This window comes from Citricoccus nitrophenolicus, assembly GCF_047305825.1.
Lineage (GTDB): Bacteria > Actinomycetota > Actinomycetes > Actinomycetales > Micrococcaceae > Citricoccus > Citricoccus nitrophenolicus.
The window spans coordinates 2,395,657-2,412,726 of record NZ_CP063070.1; the positions used below are offsets into that span (position 1 = coordinate 2,395,657).

The 17,070-nt window shown below is 70.1% G+C and carries 15 protein-coding genes; 8 read left to right on the forward strand and 7 right to left on the reverse strand.

What is annotated here, in order from left to right:
• Positions 1-5: 5 nt before the first annotated feature.
• From IMT31_RS11025 to ligM, 6 genes are all read left to right on the forward strand, one after another.
• A complete protein-coding gene (locus IMT31_RS11025; protein WP_345356010.1) occupies positions 6-317 on the forward strand; it encodes a sarcosine oxidase subunit delta in 312 nt (103 codons plus the stop codon).
• The gene (locus tag IMT31_RS11030) at positions 314-3,265 is read left to right on the forward strand and encodes a 2Fe-2S iron-sulfur cluster-binding protein (protein WP_413542798.1); all 2,952 of its coding nucleotides are present in this window, start codon (positions 314-316) and stop codon (positions 3,263-3,265) included. The genes IMT31_RS11025 and IMT31_RS11030 overlap by 4 nt, the downstream gene beginning before the upstream one ends.
• Positions 3,258-3,878 (forward strand): sarcosine oxidase subunit gamma, encoded by a 621-nt coding sequence (locus IMT31_RS11035; protein ID WP_413542799.1) that lies wholly within the window; start codon positions 3,258-3,260, stop codon positions 3,876-3,878. The genes IMT31_RS11030 and IMT31_RS11035 overlap by 8 nt, the downstream gene beginning before the upstream one ends.
• Complete coding sequence (locus tag IMT31_RS11040; protein WP_345356004.1) at positions 3,875-5,272, forward strand: L-serine ammonia-lyase; 1,398 nt, start codon at positions 3,875-3,877, stop codon at positions 5,270-5,272. Before IMT31_RS11035 ends, IMT31_RS11040 begins: the two co-directional genes overlap by 4 nt.
• A gap of 95 nt (positions 5,273-5,367) precedes the next feature.
• Positions 5,368-6,204 carry an SDR family NAD(P)-dependent oxidoreductase gene (locus IMT31_RS11045; RefSeq protein ID WP_413542800.1) on the forward strand — a complete coding sequence of 279 codons (837 nt, stop codon included), beginning with the start codon at positions 5,368-5,370 and terminating at the stop codon, positions 6,202-6,204.
• A gap of 118 nt (positions 6,205-6,322) precedes the next feature.
• Positions 6,323-7,735, forward strand: a complete 1,413-nt coding sequence (gene ligM, locus IMT31_RS11050) for a vanillate/3-O-methylgallate O-demethylase (RefSeq protein ID WP_413542801.1) — start codon at positions 6,323-6,325, stop codon at positions 7,733-7,735.
• A gap of 160 nt (positions 7,736-7,895) precedes the next feature.
• Here ligM and IMT31_RS11055 read toward each other — a convergent pair whose 3' ends face one another.
• The 3 genes from IMT31_RS11055 to IMT31_RS11065 form a co-directional block, all read right to left on the reverse strand.
• Positions 7,896-8,681 carry an IclR family transcriptional regulator gene (locus IMT31_RS11055; RefSeq protein WP_413542802.1) on the reverse strand — a complete coding sequence of 262 codons (786 nt, stop codon included), beginning with the start codon at positions 8,679-8,681 and terminating at the stop codon, positions 7,896-7,898.
• A 92-nt stretch (positions 8,682-8,773) separates the two neighbouring features.
• Positions 8,774-10,330 (reverse strand): mycofactocin system GMC family oxidoreductase MftG, encoded by a 1,557-nt coding sequence (mftG, locus tag IMT31_RS11060; protein ID WP_345355992.1) that lies wholly within the window; start codon positions 10,328-10,330, stop codon positions 8,774-8,776.
• Positions 10,327-11,169, reverse strand: a complete 843-nt coding sequence (locus tag IMT31_RS11065) for an IclR family transcriptional regulator (RefSeq protein WP_413542803.1) — start codon at positions 11,167-11,169, stop codon at positions 10,327-10,329. The genes mftG and IMT31_RS11065 overlap by 4 nt, the downstream gene beginning before the upstream one ends.
• A gap of 245 nt (positions 11,170-11,414) precedes the next feature.
• Here IMT31_RS11065 and IMT31_RS11070 point away from each other — a divergent pair, with 245 nt between their 5' ends.
• Entirely contained in the window at positions 11,415-12,350 is a 936-nt protein-coding gene (locus IMT31_RS11070; protein WP_345355988.1) for an SDR family NAD(P)-dependent oxidoreductase, read from the forward strand.
• Here IMT31_RS11070 and IMT31_RS11075 read toward each other — a convergent pair.
• From IMT31_RS11075 to IMT31_RS11090, 4 genes are read right to left on the reverse strand one after another with little or no spacing between them, the layout of a single operon-like run.
• Complete coding sequence (locus IMT31_RS11075; protein WP_413542804.1) at positions 12,320-13,210, reverse strand: SDR family NAD(P)-dependent oxidoreductase; 891 nt, start codon at positions 13,208-13,210, stop codon at positions 12,320-12,322. The genes IMT31_RS11070 and IMT31_RS11075 overlap by 31 nt on opposite strands.
• Complete coding sequence (locus tag IMT31_RS11080; RefSeq protein WP_413542805.1) at positions 13,207-14,190, reverse strand: amidohydrolase family protein; 984 nt, start codon at positions 14,188-14,190, stop codon at positions 13,207-13,209. Before IMT31_RS11080 ends, IMT31_RS11075 begins: the two co-directional genes overlap by 4 nt.
• A complete protein-coding gene (locus IMT31_RS11085) occupies positions 14,187-14,858 on the reverse strand; it encodes a 3-oxoacid CoA-transferase subunit B (protein ID WP_413542806.1) in 672 nt (223 codons plus the stop codon). Before IMT31_RS11085 ends, IMT31_RS11080 begins: the two co-directional genes overlap by 4 nt.
• Positions 14,859-14,860: 2 nt before the next feature.
• Entirely contained in the window at positions 14,861-15,616 is a 756-nt protein-coding gene (locus IMT31_RS11090; RefSeq protein WP_413542807.1) for a CoA transferase subunit A, read from the reverse strand.
• 318 nt (positions 15,617-15,934) lie between these two features.
• Between IMT31_RS11090 and IMT31_RS11095 the strand changes: the two genes are divergently transcribed.
• On the forward strand, positions 15,935-17,038 hold the full coding sequence (locus IMT31_RS11095) for an NDMA-dependent alcohol dehydrogenase (protein ID WP_345355978.1): 1,104 nt from the start codon (positions 15,935-15,937) through the stop codon (positions 17,036-17,038).
• Positions 17,039-17,070 lie beyond the last annotated feature (32 nt).

The window sequence follows — 17,070 nt, forward strand, 5'->3', positions numbered from 1 at the left end:
GAATCATGCTGCTGATCGACTGCCCGCACTGCGGGCCACGCAACGAGACCGAATTCCACTACGGGGGCCAGGCCCACGTCGCCTACCCCGAGGACCCGCACGCCCTGGATGACCGCGGCTGGGCCGAGTACCTGTTCTACCGGGACAACCCCAAGGGGATGTTCGCCGAGCGCTGGCAGCACGGCGGCGGCTGCCGCAAGTGGTTCAACGCGCTGCGGGACACGCATACCTATGAGTTTGAGGCCACCTACCCCGCGGGACAGTCCCGGCCCGACGCCGGCGCCATCCCTGCCAGCACCGATGGAGGATCCCTGTGAGCACCGCCAACACCCGGCGCCTCGAGCCCGGCCTCGCCCCCGGCCACAGCCTCGACCGCAGCCGCGAGATCACCTTCACGGTGGACGGCACCGACTACACCGGACACCCCGGGGACACCCTGGCCAGCGCCCTCATCGCCAACGGCCGTCTCGACTGCGGCGACTCCCTCTATGAACGCCGCCCGCGCGGCATCCTCGCGGCGGGTGTGGAGGAGTCCAACGCCCTCGTCACCGTGGCCTCACGATTCCCCGGCCACGCCGATGAGTCCATGCTGCCTGCCACCACGGTGGGACTGACCGAGGGGATGCGGGCCACCTATCTCTCGGGGCTGGGCGTCATGGACCCTGCCCGGGACGAGGCCGTCTATGACCACAAGTTCGTCCACGCGGACGTGCTGGTGGTCGGGGCGGGCCCCGCCGGACTGGCCGCCGCCCGTGAGGCCGGCAAGTCGGGTGCCCGCACCATCCTCATGGACGATCAGCCCACTCCCGGTGGCTCCCTGCTCTCGGGCCGCGCCGGCGACGGCGAGGACACGATCGACGAGATGGACGCCCGCTCCTGGGCGGTGTCCACCCTGGACCGGCTGGCCCACGCAGAGGACTTCACCTATCTGCCGCGCACCACGGCCTTCGGCTCCTATGACGCCAACTTCGTGGTGGCGGTGGAGTCCCGCACGGACCACCTGCCCGCCCGAGAGCGGCCCGGGGTGTCCCGCCAGCGGATCTGGCACGTTCGCGCCAGTCAGGTGGTCCTGGCCACCGGCGCCCACGAGCGTCCGCTGGTCTTCGCGAACAACGACCGCCCCGGGGTCATGCTCGCCGGCGCCGTACGCACCTACCTGAACCGGTATGCCGCGCTGGCCGGCGAGCGGATCGCGGTGGCCACCACCAACGATTCCGCCTACCGTCTCGTCGCGGACCTGCAGGCCGCCGGCGTCACCGTGACGGCCGTCGTCGACTCCCGGCCGGAGGCCTCGGCCACCGCGCTGAAGGTCCTCGAGGCCACAGGCGTGCGCGGGATCTTCGGTGCCGCTGTGGTGGACACCGCCGGTGACGGCCCCGCCGGGCGCATCAGCGGCATCACCGTCTCCGCCCTGGACTCCGAAGGCGCCCTGACCGGCCAGCCGGAGTCCCTGGAGGTGGATCTGCTCGCCGTCTCCGGCGGCCACTCGCCGGTGGTGCACCTGCACAGCCAGCGTCAGGGCCGGCTCCGCTGGGATCAGACGCTCGCGGCGTTCGTGCCGGCTGCCGCGGTGAAGGACCAGCAGACCGCGGGAGCCATGACCGGATCCGGGAGCCTGCGTGAGGCCCTGGTCCAGGGCGCCGAAGCCGGGCACCGCGCGGCCCAGGCGACCGGTTCCTCCGCCCCGCTGCTGATCCCGGATGCGCCCGCGGCCGGCGTGCAGGGGGCCATCCGGCCGGTCTGGCTCGCCCCGGCCCTGCAGGGGGAGCCCGCTGACTGGACCACCCACTTCGTGGACCTCCAGCGTGACCAGACCGTGGCGGACGTGCTGCGCGCCACCGGCGCCGGAATGCGTTCGGTGGAGCACGTCAAGCGCTACACCTCCATCTCCACCGCCAATGACCAGGGCAAGACCTCCGGGGTCAACGCGATCGGCGTGATCGCCGCGGCCCTGAACGAGGGCGACCTCGGGGAGATCGGCACCACCACGTTCCGGGCGCCCTTCACCCCCGTGGCCTTCGCCGCCGTGGCCGGACGCCGCCGTGGGGAGCTGTTCGACCCGGCGCGTGTCACCTCGATCCACCCCTGGCACGTACAGGCCGGGGCTGAGTTCGAGGACGTGGGCCAGTGGAAGCGCCCCTGGTACTACCCGCAGCCCGGGGAGGACCTGGACGCCGCCGTGTACCGCGAGTGCGCCGCCGTGCGTGACTCGGTGGGATTCATGGACGGCTCCACCCTCGGCAAGATCGAGATCCGCGGGGCGGACGCCGCCGAGTTCCTCAACCGCATCTACACCAACGGCTTCCTCAAGCTCAAGGAAGGGATGGGGCGCTACGGGCTGATGTGCTCGGCGGACGGCATGCTCTTCGACGACGGCGTGACCATGCGCCTGGAGCAGGACCGCTTCTTCATGACCACCACCACCGGCGGGGCCGCGAAGGTCCTGGACTGGCTGGAGGAGTGGCACCAGACCGAGTGGCCGGAGCTGGACGTGGTGTGCACCTCGGTGACCGAGCAGTGGAACACCATCGCCGTCGTCGGACCGAAGTCCCGGGACGTGGTGGCCAAGCTGGCCCCCGAGCTGGACGTCTCCAACGAGGCCTTCCCGTTCATGGCCTTCCGCGAGACCACCCTGGCCAACGGCACCCGCGCCCGGGTCTGCCGCATCTCCTTCTCCGGGGAGCTCGCCTTCGAGATCAACGTGGAGGCCTTCTCCGGCCTGTCCACCTGGGAGGCCGTGGCAGCGGCCGGCGCCGAGTTCGGGATCACCCCGTACGGCACCGAGACCATGCACGTGTTGCGCGCCGAGAAGGGCTTCATCATCATCGGCCAGGACACGGACGGCACGGTGACACCGCAGGACGCCGGGATGGACTGGGCGGTGTCCACGAGGAAGGACTTCGTGGGCAACCGCTCCTTCTCCCGGGCGCACACCGCCCGCGAGGATCGCCGCCACCTGGTGGGTGTTCTGCCCGTGGACCGCACCACGCGTCTCGCGGAGGGTGCCCAGCTGGTGACGGCCGGGACCCCCCTGACGCCCGACGCCGGCCCGGTCGCCATGATCGGGCACGTCACCTCCTCCTACAACTCGCCCGCGCTCGGCCGGACCTTCGGTCTGGCCCTGGTGGACAACGGCCGGAACCGGATCGGCGAGATCGTGCGCTCGCCGATCGGCGCCGGCGGTCCGGACGGCGAGAACTACGTCGAGGTGGAGATCGCCTCGCCCATCCTCTACGACCCCGAAGGGAACCGCCGTGATGGCTGAGAACCTGATGACCCGAACCCTGCGCACCTCTCCGGCGGCCCACCTGGCGGGCTTCATGGAGGCCGCCGACGTGACCGGTGCTCGCGCCGTGACCCTGAGGGAGCTGCCCTTCGCCGTCCAGATCGGCCTCCGGGCCAGCCCGGACAGCGTCTCTGCCCAGGCCCTGGAGGACGTCCTCGGGGTGGGGCTCCCGGCCCGGCACGGAGAGGTGACCGGTGACGGCGCCGGCCAGCACGTGCTGTGGCTGTCCCCGGACGAGTTCCTGGCCGTGGACGTCTCCCGTGAACAGGTCGCGGGGGACGTGGACTCCCTCGAGGCCGCCCTGCAGGGTCTGCCCGGCCAGGCCCTGGACCTCTCCGCCAATCGAACGATCCTCGTGCTGGCCGGGCCCTCTGCCCGGGCGGTCCTGGAGAAGGGCTGTCAGGCGGATCTGCACCCGCGCGCCTTCCCCGTGGGCCAGGCGATCGTCACGGCCGTGGGCGTGGTCCCGGTGTTGCTCCACCGTTCCGGCGAGGAGGAGTACCGCGTCTACCCCCGTGCGTCCTTCGCCGACTATCTCGTACGCTGGTTGGTGGACTCCATGGAGGAGTTCCGGCAGGAGGACGTGCTGTGACCTTGAGCGTGCTGGACCTGTTCTCCATCGGCTTGGGGCCGTCGTCGTCCCACACGGTGGGGCCCATGCGGGCCGCCCGCCTCTTCGCCCGGGGGCTGGCCGAGGACAAGACCCTGCCGGAGGTGGCCCGGATCAAGGCCGTCCTCTACGGCTCGCTCGGTGCCACTGGCGAAGGGCATGGCTCGGACAACGCCGTGATCATGGGCCTGGCCGGCCGGGACCCCGAGACCATCGGTGCGGAGGAGGCCCCGCAGGTGGTGGCCGAGGCGGTCAACACCGGCCTGCTGGCATTGGACGGGACCCACGAGGTCTCCTTCAACAAGGGCGAGGACGTGGTGCTCAACGGCTGGGAGTCACTCCCCGGCCACCCCAATGGCCTGCGGATCACCGCCTACGCGGCGGACGACTCCGTGCTGGCCGAGGAGGACTACTACTCCGTGGGTGGTGGGTTCGTGGTGACGGCGCAGGCGCTGGACCAGGCCGGCACTGACGCGGAGCCGGAGATCCCCGAGCCCCACCCGTTCTCCACCGGCGCCGAGCTGCTGCAGCGGTGCCGGGAGTCCGGACTCTCGATCGCCGAGGTCATGCACGCCAACGAGCTGACCCGGCACACCGACGAGGAGATCCGCACCTCGCTGCTGGCTGTGTGGGCCGTCATGCAGGAGTGCGTGGAGAACGGCTGCAGCAGGAGCGAGGAGGTGCTGCCGGGCGTGCTGCTGGCCAAGCGGCGTGCGCCCGGTCTGCGGCGCAGGCTACGCGAGCAGGAGGCGGCCGGGGACACCAAGGACACCCTGTGGGCCATGGAGTGGGTGAACCTCTTCGCCCTGGCCGTCAACGAGGAGAACGCCTCCGGCGGCCGGGTGGTCACCGCCCCCACCAACGGCGCCGCCGGCATCATCCCCGCCGTGCTGCACTACTTCGACATGTTCCGCGACTGCGATGACGATCGGGTGGTTGAGTTCCTGCTCACCGCTGGGGCCATCGGGACGCTGTTCAAGCGCAACGCCTCGATCTCCGGGGCCGAGGTCGGCTGCCAGGGCGAGGTCGGTTCCGCGTGCTCCATGGCCGCCGGCGCGCTGTGCGCCGTGCTGGGCGGGACACCTGAACAGGTGGAGAACGCGGCGGAGATCGGCCTGGAGCACAACCTCGGGCTGACCTGTGACCCCATCGCCGGCCTGGTGCAGATCCCCTGCATCGAGCGCAACGCGATCGCCTCGGTCAAGGCCATCAACGCGGCCCGGTTGTCCCTGGCCGGGGACGGCACCCACCGGGTGTCCCTGGACGAGGCCATCATGACCATGCGGGACACCGGGCGGGACATGATGTCCAAGTACAAGGAGACCTCCCGCGGCGGACTCGCCGTGAACGTGGCGGTGAACCTCCCGGAGTGCTGAGGCGGTTTTCCGCCCGGTGAAAGGGGAACGGACTCACCATGCGCCACCGGCGACGATGGGCCTGACCGCAACGCCGCTTCCGGATGGAGATCCCCGTGCCAGAGTCTGAATTCCCCGCGCCCCTCACCGACGCCCTGGCCAGCCCTCCTGAGCGATGGCTCGAGGGCAGGACAGCCGTGGTGGCCGGGGGCGGACTGTCCGGGCCGCTGGGCAACGTGGGCTTCGCCCTGGCCTGGCTGTACCATCTCGCCGGGGCCCGCGTGGCTGTCCTGGACCGGGATCAGCAGGCGGGGGCCCGCACCGTGCAGGCGATCCGGGACGCCGGTGGAGAGGCCGAGACCTTCGCGGTGGACCTGCTCGACCAGGAGTCCACCCAGAACGCGGTGAATGCCGCGCAGGAGCACTTCGGCCGGCTGGATGTGGTCTCCACGACCATCGGCGGCGGCGGTGCCGTCAGCGTCTTCGAGACGAGCGAGGAGGAGTGGGACCGCACCTTCGACCTCAACCTCAAGGCCGCCTGGCGCCTGATGGTCGCCGCACGGCCCCACCTGCCGCCCGGCAGCTCGATCGTCACCGTCTCCTCGGGTGCGGCGGAGGGCCGCGGGCCGGCCATGCCCTACTCCATCGCCAAGACCGGGATCGAGAAGCTCTCCATCGGGGCGGCGTCCTCCCTGGCCCCGGAGGGGATCCGGGTCAACTGCATCCGGGTGGGCATGATCTGGGGCGCCTTCGCGGCCCGCGGTATGAGCGAGGAGCAGCGGGAGACGCGCCGGAAGAACGTGGCCCTGCAGACCGAGGGATCCCCCTGGGACATCGCCTCGGCGGCGGTGTTCCTGTCCACCGATCAGGCCCGGTGGATCTCCGGCCAGGTGCTGGCTGTGGACGGAGGCGGTTTCGCCATGCGCAACGTCGGCGCCGCTGGCTCGAAATAGGTCGATGCGGCAATTTCCGCGCCGCAGGTGTTGCCTGCATCACACTTGATACCTATGCTCATAGGTATTAGTTTTCGCCGCACGGGCAGTCGTGCACCCAACAGCAGGAGAGTCAGTCATGCCGGACCGGAAGTCATTGCAGCAGGCCATGGAAGCTGCGGGAAACCCCGTGGAGATGATGAGGAACTCGAAGGTGGGTGCCTATGTCTATCCCGTGGTGGCCCCTGAGTTCACCAACTGGCGGGATGAGGTCATCGCCTGGCGCGAGTCCGCCGTGATGTTCGATCAGACCCATCACATGGACAACCTGATCATCAAGGGGCCGGACGCCAAGAAGCTCGTCTCCTACACCGCGATCAACTCGCTGGAGAACTTCCCGGTCAACCGCGCCAAGCAGTACGTGCCCGTCACGCCGGCCGGCCACGTCATCGGTGACGGCATCCTGTTCCACGAGGAGCAGGACCAGTTCACCTACGTCGGGCGGGCTCCGGCCACCAACTGGCTGAAGTTCCACGCTGAGACCGGCGGCTATGACGTCGAGCTCATCGAGGACCGGCGTTCGCCGTCCCGCCCCATGGGCAAGTCGGTGTCTCGTGAGTACTGGCGCCTGCAGATCCAGGGCCCGAAGGCCTGGGACGTCATCGAGAAGGTCAATGGCGGCCCCGTGGAGCAGCTGAAGTTCTTCCACATGGACACCATGAACGTGGCCGGCGCCCGCGTGCGCACCCTGCGTCACGGCATGGCCGGCGCTCCCGGACTCGAGCTGTGGGGTGACTATCAGGACTATGACAAGGTCCGCGAGGCCATCATGGAGGCCGGTGCCGAGTTCGATCTGACCGCTGTGGGCGCCCGCGCCTACTCCTCGAACACCCTGGAGTCCGGGTGGATCCCCTCGCCGCTGCCGGCCATCTACTCAGGAGACGGCATGCTCGCCGACTACCGGGCGTGGCTCGGGGCGGACTCCTACGAGGCGAACAACGCCATCGCCGGGTCCTTCGTCTCGGACAACATCGAGGACTACTACACCACCCCGTGGGAGCTCGGTTACGGCAACTTCATCAAGTTCGATCACGACTTCATCGGCCGCGAGGCCCTGGAGCAGGTCGACCCCTCCACCCAGCGCCACAAGGTGACACTGGCCTGGGACGACGCTGACATGGCGACCATCCACGCCTCCATGTACGGCAAGGGCGAGATCGGCTACAAGTTCTTCGACCTGCCGAACGCCAACTACGGTTCCTCCAACTTCGACTCCGTGGTGGATGAGTCCGGCAAGGTCGTGGGGCTGTCCATGTTCACCGGCTACTCGGCCAATGAGCGCACCGCGCTCTCCCTGGCCGTGGTGGACCCCTCCGTGCAGGTCGGCGACCGCCTCAAGGTCATCTGGGGCGAGCCCGACGGCGGCTCCGGCAAGACCACGGTGGAGCGTCACCGCCAGATCGAGGTCAACGTGACGGTCTCCCCGGTGCCGTACTCGTCCGAGGTGCGGGACAACTACGAGGGCTCCTGGCGCCGTGCCGGTCAGGTCTGATGCGGATCTGATCCAGGCCTGAGCCCTCCGTGGACCAACGGAGGGCGGGGCAGGACCACCACGGGCCGGGCCGCCGTCGAACTCTCGACGGCGGCCCGGCCCGTGGTCTTCCCGGCTGCAGTTCCCGATCAGCGCTGTGTGACGGGCGGTGACCCGAGGTCTAGGCCGAGCGCAGCTCGTGCTCGGCGAGGTCCGGGTCGGGACCGTTGAGAGCGGTGGAGATCCTGCGCGCGGTGGTCATCAGGGGCGGGATCAGCTGGTGGGCGGTGAAGCGGTCCTTCGGGGCGGTGATGCCCACCGCCGCCACGGCGCGCCCATGCGGGCCGGTGATGGGGGCGGCCAGGGCCATGACGCCCGTGGCGATCTGGTCATAGGCCACCGCCACGCCACGCTGGCGGATCTCGGCCAGTAGCTGACGGAGCTCGTCCGGATCGGTGACGGTGTGCGGCGAGTAGGCCATCAGTGGCTGGCGCAGTGATGCCTCCAGTTCCTCCGGGGTGCCTGCGGCGAGCAGCACGCGCCCGGTGGCGGTGGCGTGCATGGGCCACCGGCCGCCGAACCGGCTCGTCACCGGGGCGCCGCCCGGGGTCAGCATCGACTCCAGGTAGAGGACGTCCTGCTGGATGGACACGGAGAGGTGGATGTTGGTGTTCGTGGCGTGGTGGAGGCCGTGGAGGTAGGGGTGCGCCAGCTGCTTGAGCCGCAGGCGGTGTCCGGCCAGCGAGCCCAGTTCGAGGACCTTGAGGCCGATGGTGTACTCGCCGTCCGCCTGGCGGTGCAGGGCACCCCACTCGGTGAGCTCGCCGACGAGGCGGTGAGCGGTGGGCAGGGTGAGGCCGGCGCGGCGGGCGATCGAGCTGAGGGTCAGGCTGTCATGACGGTCCGTGAACGTGTCCAGGATGGCCAGGACGCGGCCAGCGGCAGTGGGCTTCGACGACGAGGTCACTGGCGACTCCTTCATGGTGACGGGGGTCACATCAGCTTAGCGCGAACCAGCGCTATGTGGATAGGTATATGGAGCGGCTGACGTCGGCGTTCTCACCCGCCGGTCCCCAGCATGAGGTCAGCGAGGTGCTCGCCCAGCAGGACGGCTGTGGCCGCCGGCCCCCTGCTGGGGACGTCCGGCAGGATGGAGGTGTCCACCACCCGCAGGCCCTGCACACCGTGGACGCGTCCGCACTGGTCCGTCACCGTCCCCGGGGCGGACTCCGGGCCCATGGGCGCGGTCCCGGAGAGGTGGACGGCGGTGCCCAGATGATCGGACATCCACGCATCCAACGGCGCATCCTCCTCGAACACCGAGCGGTCCCAGGCGGCGGTGTCCACCCACGGTCCGAGCTGATCCGAGGACAGAAGGTCCACGGCGGTGCGTACGCCCTCACGCATCCGGCGCCGGTCCACCATGCTCTCCAGATGCCGGTAGTGGACCCGGGGGCCCTGCCTCGGGTCCACCGGATCCAAGGACAACCGGCCCCGGCCGGAGGGCCCCTGCAGCGCCACGATGACCGGCAGCTCCGATCCCTCAGCAGCCCCGGCCAACACGGGGAAGGGGCGCAACATCGGCAGTACCTCCAGGCCGCCCGTGCCCTCTGCCTGTCCGGGGGAACCCTCCGCGGACCAGTTCAGGGCCCAGGAGAACAGTGGGTCCCGCCCACCGGGCCGCAGGGGCTGGGACAGAGGGGCCAGCACGGTGATGTCCGGATGGTCGGAGCAGGAGGCGCCCACCCCGGGGGAATCCACCACCGGGCGAACCCCAGCCGCAGTGAGGTCATCGGCGGGGCCGAGGCCGGAGAGCATCAGCAGGTGCGGGGAACGGACCGCCCCGGCGGCCAGGACGACCTCCCCGGCGCTGATCCGGTGCACCCGGCCACCGGACTCGACCTCGACGCCGGTGGCCCGACCGCCACTGATCAACACCCGCAGCACACGGGACCCGCCCTGGACCGTGAGATTGGGGCGGCCCAGCGCCGGGAGCAGGTAGGTCAGGCCGGTGTTCATGCGCATGCCGTCCTGCACGTTCAGGGGCAGGTCCCCGTGGCCGGACCCCACGTGGACATCGTTCAGGTCTGGGAGGGCCCGGTGCCCCTGCGCGGAGGCCGCCTCCGCGAAAGCCGCGGCCAGGGGCGAGGGGGCGAAGGCCCTGCGGTCCACCGGCACGGGGCCGCTGCCGCCGTGACCGGGGGCATCCCCGAACTGCACGTCCCGCTCCAGCCGGGCCAGTACCGGCAGGACCCGTTCCGGCGCCCACGCGGGGTTGCCGGCCGCCGCCCAGCGCCGCAGGTCCGTGATCCGGGGCCTGACGAAGTAGGCTCCGTTGACTGCGGTGGAGCCGCCGGCGCCCTGGCCCCGGCCGACGTCGTAGTCCCGGCCGGGGGACACCTCGGAGCGGTACCACCAGGAGTGCGGCCCGGGCCCGTTGACCGTGGGCAGGGCGGTGGCGTCCAGGACATCGGCGGGGAAATCGCCCGGGGCGCGGGGGACGGGCCCTGCCTCCAGTACCAGGACTGATCGCCCCGGATCCTCGCTGATCCTGGCGGCGAACGGGGCGCCGGCGCCGCCGGCCCCCACCACGATCACGTCCGGGTGGCGGCTCATGCGAGGTGTCCCGGGCCGACGGATCCGAGTCTGCCGGCGCGGCCCGGAGCGTGACCGGGCGGGGAGTCCGGCGCGGAGGGAGACCCCACGGCGCGGGAGAGTGCACGGGCGGTGGCATGCAGGGCCGGGAGCACGTGATGGGCGGTGGTGGGGCCGCCCTGCTTGAGGGTCAGGCTGAGGGCGGCAATCGGCCGGTCCAGGGGGCCGCGCACCGGCACTCCCACGGCGAAGGCGCCCAGGGTGATGGACTCGTGCAGCTCGGACCGCCCGGTCCGGCGCACCTCTGCCAGCAACCGCCGCAGAACGTCCGGATCGGTGACGGTGTGTTCCGTGAAGCGGCGCAGGGGCGAGGCCAGGACCTCATCCACCACCTCCGGCGGGGCGAAGGCCAGCAACACCAGGCCGGTGGCCGTGGTGTGCAGGGGCCAGCGCCCCCCGAGCCGGCTCAGCACCGGAGCCCCGGAGGCGCGCTGCAGGGACTCCAGGTAGACCACGTCATGGCCGGCTCGGACGGACAGGTGCACATTGGCGTTCACCGCAGCCTGCAGGTCGGCCAGATAGGCCGGGGCGACGTCCCGCAGCTGGAGCATCTGCGGCTCCAGTGTCCCGAGCTCCAGGACACGCATGCCGACGGTGTACCGACCGTCCGGCAACCTTTCCAGCGCACCCCAGGCGTGGAGTTCCCCCACCAGCCGGTGCGTGGTGCTCAGGGTCAGGCCGGACCGCCGGCCGATCTCGCTGAGCGTCAGCTCAAGATGATCGGAGTCGAAGACGTCCAGGACGGACAGGACCCGTCCGGCGGCGGTGGGCTGCTCCGCGAGTGGAATGTCCTCGGTCATCGGGACTCCTCGGTCTGTTCAGACGGTGTGGGCCGCACCGGCGGCGGGCCCGGGACCTCCATCGTGGAAGCGTACTCCGGACGGATCGGAGGAATTCCACCTCGTGGAAGACTGCCTGGCCCCACCGCCGTCCTCTCCTTCCACCCGGGGGAATCGGGCTTCACCGGGGCCGGTGGCGTGCCTAGATTCGGCAGGGACCCACCGTCCGGACCTCCCGTCCGGGCCCGGCAGGAAGAGGAGTCACCATGGACGCACCCACCCGCGCAGACGTTCCGCCCCCCGAGGGCGGCCGTCAGGAGGGGCTCGATGCCGGCCAGGCGCCGTTGGCCGGACAGGTGGCCGTGGTCACCGGCTGTGGCAAGCCGGACGGCATGGGCCAGGGGATCGCCCGGGCACTCGCCGCCCGGGGTGCATCCCTGGTGATCACCGACCTGGAGCCGCGCGGGGTGGCCAATGACCGCCAGCGGGTCCTCGGCCAGGTGCCACCCAGCGGCCTGGAGGAGTTCGCGGAGGGCCTCCGTGCGGAGGGGGCCGAGGTGGTCGGGGTCCTGTGTGACATCTCCCATCGCCCAGACGTCGCCCGCGTGATGGACACCGTGCGGGATCGCTTCGGCCGGCTGGACATCCTGGTCAACAATGCCGCCGCGCCCCAGGGCGTGGACCGCCAGGACGTGGAGCAGGTCCCGGACGAGGCCTTCGATCTGCTGATCGATGTCAACGTGCGTGGAACCTACGCCATGTGCAGTGCGGCGGTGCCCCTGATGCGAGAATCCCGGTACGGCCGGATCGTCAACATCTCCTCGATGGCCGGGTTGACCGCTGCGCCGTTCTCCGTGGCGTACTCGGCGTCCAAGGCCGCGGTGATCGGGCTGACCCGTGCGTTGTCCATGGACGTGGGCCCCTGGGGAATCACCGTCAACGCCGTGTGTCCGGGACTGGTGGCCACCAGCCGGGCCATCCTGGACCCCTCCGCTGATCTGGACGTGGACGAGACGCTGGCACAGCGAGGCCGCAACATCCCGGTGGGACGCGTCGGCCGACCGGCGGACATCGCGTCCCTGGTGTCCTTCCTGGCCTCGGAGGAGGCCGGCTATGTCACCGGGCAGGCGATCCCCATCGACGGCGGGGGACTGAGCGCCTTCCCGCTGCGTCAGCCTCCGGCCCGGGCGGCCGGAGCGTAGACGGGTGAGGAGAGCAGGAACGGGATCGCGTCCCGGCGCTCCTGGTCGATCGGCTCCTCCGGGAACGAGTCCTCGATGGCCCGGTGCCGCTCCGCCACTCCGTCCTTGAACTCCGGGTGGGTCAGGATGAACATGTCTCCGCGGCGCACGCCCTCCAGCACGCGCTCGCCGGCCTCCTCCGCGCTCATGTACGGCTGGGTGCGCTGGAACGCGGTGGCCTCCGGCCCCGGCGCGGAGTACCCCGAGGGACCGTATTCCCGGGGCCTTTTGGCCACCGAGGAGGCGATGTTCGAGTGGGTGGGCCCGGGGCAGTAGGCCGAGACCCCGATGTTGTCCTCCAGCAACTCGATGTGCAGGGCCTCGGAGAGTGCGATCACGGCGGCCTTGGACATCGAGTACAGCCCGGCCACCACGGGCATCAACCCGGCCATGGAGGACGTGTTGACGATGTGGCCGCCGGCTCCGTGGCGCCGCAGGGCGGGCAGGAAGGCCTGGATCCCGTGGGCGACGCCCTTGATGTTGACGTCGATCACCCAGTCCCAGTCCGCGGCGCTGGCCGCGGCCACAGGTCCGGTCAGTCCGATTCCGGCGTTGTTGACCAGGAGGTCCACCCGACCCTGCTCCGCCTCGATCCTGGCGGCCGCCGCCTGCATGGCGGCAAGGTCCGTGACGTCCACGGCCAGGGTGGCAACCTCCAGGCCGTGGGCCGCGAACTCCTCCTGGGTCTCGGCCAGGTGGCTCTCGCTACGGCCGGTGGCGTAGACGGTCATACCCGCGCGGGCGCAGGCCAGGGCGATGCCGCGGCCGATGCCGCTGCTGCCGCCGGTGACGACGGCGACCCGTCCGTTCAGATCCCTCATGGTCGGTTCCCCTCGGTGTCGGTGTCGTTGTTGCTCTCGGTGGGCAGTCCCAGTAGGCGGGCGGCGTTCTCCCGCAGGATCAGTGGGCGCACGGAGTCCCGGATCGGCAGCTTGGCGAACTCCTCCATCCACTTCTCGGGAGAGATGACGGGGAAGTCGGAGCCGAAGAGCATCTTGTGCTTGAGCAGGGTGTCCGCGTACTGCACGAGCTGGGCCGGGAAGTACTTCGGCGACCAGCCGGACAGGTCGATGTAGACCCGCGGCTTGTGCAGGGCGATGGACAGCGCCTCGTCCTGCCAGGGGAAGGAGGGGTGGGCCATGATGATGTCCAGATCCGGGAAGTCCGCCGCCACGTCATCGATCGGCAGGGGGCTGGAGTACTTCAGGCGAACCCCGCCACCGCCGCGGGACCCGGCGCCCACGCCCGTCTGGCCGGTGTGGAACAACGCGATCAGCCCGTATTCCTCGATGACCTCATAGAGCGGGTAGGCCCGCCGGTCATCCGGGAAGAACCCCTGCACCCCGGGGTGGAACTTGAATCCGCGCACCCCGTAGTCACGCGCCAGGATCCGTGCCTCGCGGACCCCCGCAGCGCCGCGGGCGGGATCGATGCTGGCGAACGGCACCAGCACATCCGGGTGTTCGGCGGCCTGCTCGGCGATCTCCCGGTTGCCCGGCACCGGCTCCTCACCGGTGGCCGAGACCGAGTCCACCGTGAAGACCACGGCGGCCATGTTCCGTTCGCGGTAGTGGGCGGCCAGTTCCGGGACCGTGTAGCCGTGCATGGTGCCGATGCCGAAGTACTCGCCCATCTGTTGGCCCTGCTGGTCCGAGCCGGCGGGGGCGGCTCGGTCCTCCACCGAACGGTGCACGTGCACGTGGACGTCGATCCCCGCCAGGTCCTGCCAGCGCCGCAGCGAAGGCGAGCCGGACGCGGAGTGGATGGCCGGCGTCGTGCTCGGGGTGTTCCCGGCGGTCATTCAGGGACTGCCTCGGCGTAGTCCGCCGCGGTGCGCGCACGGACCTCCTCCGGGGTGATGCCCGGGGCGCACTCGACCAGCGTCAGCCGGCCGTCCAGGACGTGGAAGACCGCCAGATCGGTGTAGACCCGGGTCACCACGCCGCGGCCGGTCAGGGGGAAGGTGCACTCGGGCACCAGCTTGGGCCGGCCCTGCCGGTCCACATGCTCCATGCAGATCCACACCTGCGGTGTGCCGGCCACGAGATCCATGGCCCCTCCGACGGCCGGGTTGCGCCCGGGGACGTACCAGTTGGCCAGGTCCCCCGACGCGGAGACCTGAAGTGCCCCGAGGATGGTCACGTCCAGGTGCCCGCCGCGGATGATGGCGAAGGACAGGGCCGAGTCCACGATCGCGCCGCCGGGCAGGATGCTGGTCGGGATCTTGCCGGCGTTGGTCAGGTCAGGGTCCTCGGTGCCTGGCTCCGGAGCCGGTCCCAGGCCGAGGATGCCGTTCTCCGAGTGGAGGAAGACCTCCAGGTCCTCCGGGATGTGCTGGGGCACCGCCAGGGGAATGCCCACCCCGAGGTTGACGGTGTAGCCGTCCACGAGATCGGCGGCGAGCCGCTGAGCGATCTCATCCCGGCTGCGCCCGGCGAGCCGGGGGAGTTCGGTTTCGGTCATGGACATGGTCAGCCCTTCGTCAGTGAGGCGGCCCGCCGGGGCAGGTCTGCCGGGATGGGTGCAGCGGTCATCACCACGTGGTCCACGAAGACCCCGGGCAGGTGGATGTCATCAGGATCCAGGTCTCCCGCCTGGACCAGCCGTTCGACCTCCACGAAGGTGGTGCGGCCGGACATCGCGGCCAGAGGATTGAAGTTCCGTGCCGAGAGGTGGAAGCGGACGTTGCCCTTCGGATCGGCCTGCTGGGCCTTGACGAGCCCGAAGTCGGCGGTGATCCCGTACTCGAGGACATGGGGCCGGCCGTCGAAGACCCGTTCCTCCTTGGCCGGCAGCAGCATCTCCGGTTGACCCTCGGAGTACGACGCCGGAAAGGTCCCGTCCGCGAGCATCGTCCCGCTTCCCGAGGGGGTGTAGAAGGCGGCGACGCCGGCCCCGCCGGCCCTCATGCGCTCCGCCAGGGTGCCCTGCGGGATCAGCTCGAGCTCCACGCGGCCGGCGAAGTACTCGTCGTAGAACTCGGGCAGCACGGGGAAGGACGCCGTCAGGCGCCGGACCCTGCCCTCCATGACGAGGCGGCCGATGCCGGTGAAGTCGTCCCCCACGTTGTTCACATAGAGGTGCAGGTCGGTCTTGCCCAGATCGGAGAGGGCGTTGAGCAGGGCGTCGGGGCGGCCGGAGCTGCCGAAGCCACCCACGGCGATCGAGGCGCCGTCCCAGACGGCGTCCAGGTCCTCGTGGAGGTCGGTACGGAACTTGTTGATCACGGGGCGTCCTTGATCTCTGCTGGCCAGTGGACTGGCAACTGACGGTGTGGTCACTCCGTAGTCAATCCCGGAGAGCAGGGTGCGTCATGCGTGCTTCCGCACCGTAGAAGGACAACGGGTGATGGCCATCACTCCTCATGGAGAGTGAGCCCCATCACGTCGAGTTCTTCCGTGCGGTGGAAAGGGGATGGCAGCCGTGGGGCGGACCGAGCACGGTGGAGGCAGCCGCATCACCGGACCCCGGGTCAGGCGATGCGCCCAACCCGCCACCGGTGCCCGTTCCACGGCGCCATCTGCCAGAAAGGGGTCCCCATGGGGATGAAGACTCAAGCGGTCGTCTGCCGTGAGCCCGGTCAGCCTTGGGAAGTCACCGAACTCGACTTGGACGAGCCGAAGGCCAACGAGGTCCGCATCAAGATGATGGCCGCTGGCATGTGCCACTCCGACGACCACATCCAGAAGGGCGACGCGCCCATGCGGATGCCCGTGGTGGGCGGGCATGAGGGCGCCGGGATCATCGATGCCGTGGGCGAGGGCGTGACCCGCGTGCAGGTGGGGGACCACGTGGTGTGCTCCTTCATCCCCGCGTGCGGCTCATGCCGTTACTGCTCCACCGGACAGCAGAATCTGTGTGACTCCGGGAAGAACGCCGCCACCGGTGAGTTCCCGGACGGGACCTTCCGGTTCCACCAGGACGGCGTGGACTTCGGCGGGCTCTGTGTGCTGGGGACCTTCTCCCAGTACTCGGTGGTCTCCGAGTACTCCGTGATCCCGATCCCGAAGGACCTGCCGTTCGACGTGGCCTGCCTCGTCGGCTGCGGCGTGCCCACCGGGTGGGGCTCGGCCGTCCACGCGGCCGGAGTCCAGGTGGGACAGACCGCGGTGATCTTCGGGGCCGGTGGCGTGGGCATGAACGCCGTGCAGGGCGCAGCCCTGGCCGGCGCCACCCGCGTGGTGGTGGTGGACCCGGTGCAGTTCAAGCGGGACAAGGCCATGGAGTTCGGGGCCACGCACGTCTTCGCCACTGCGCAGGAGGCCACGGAGTTCGTCATCGAGGCGACCTGGGGTGAGCTGGCAGACCATGCCATCATCACGGTCGGCAGCCTGCATGACGAGGTCATCCACGACGCCATCAACATCGTCGGCAAGTCCGGGCAGGTCACCATCACCGCTGTGGGCAACGGCTCCATCCGGGAACACCCCGGCATGTTGATCGGGTTCCAGCGCCGTATCCAGGGCGCCATCTTCGGTGCCTGCAATCCCCTGCATGATGTCCCTCGGCTGGTCGGCATGTACCAGGCCGGAAAGCTCAAGCTCGACGAGCTGATCACCAACCGCTACACCATGGCGGATGTCAATCAGGGCTACCAGGACATGCTCGACGGCAAGAACATCCGCGGCATCATCACCATCGAGCACTGAGCCGGCCCGAGCCGAGCCATCACGAGACCGAA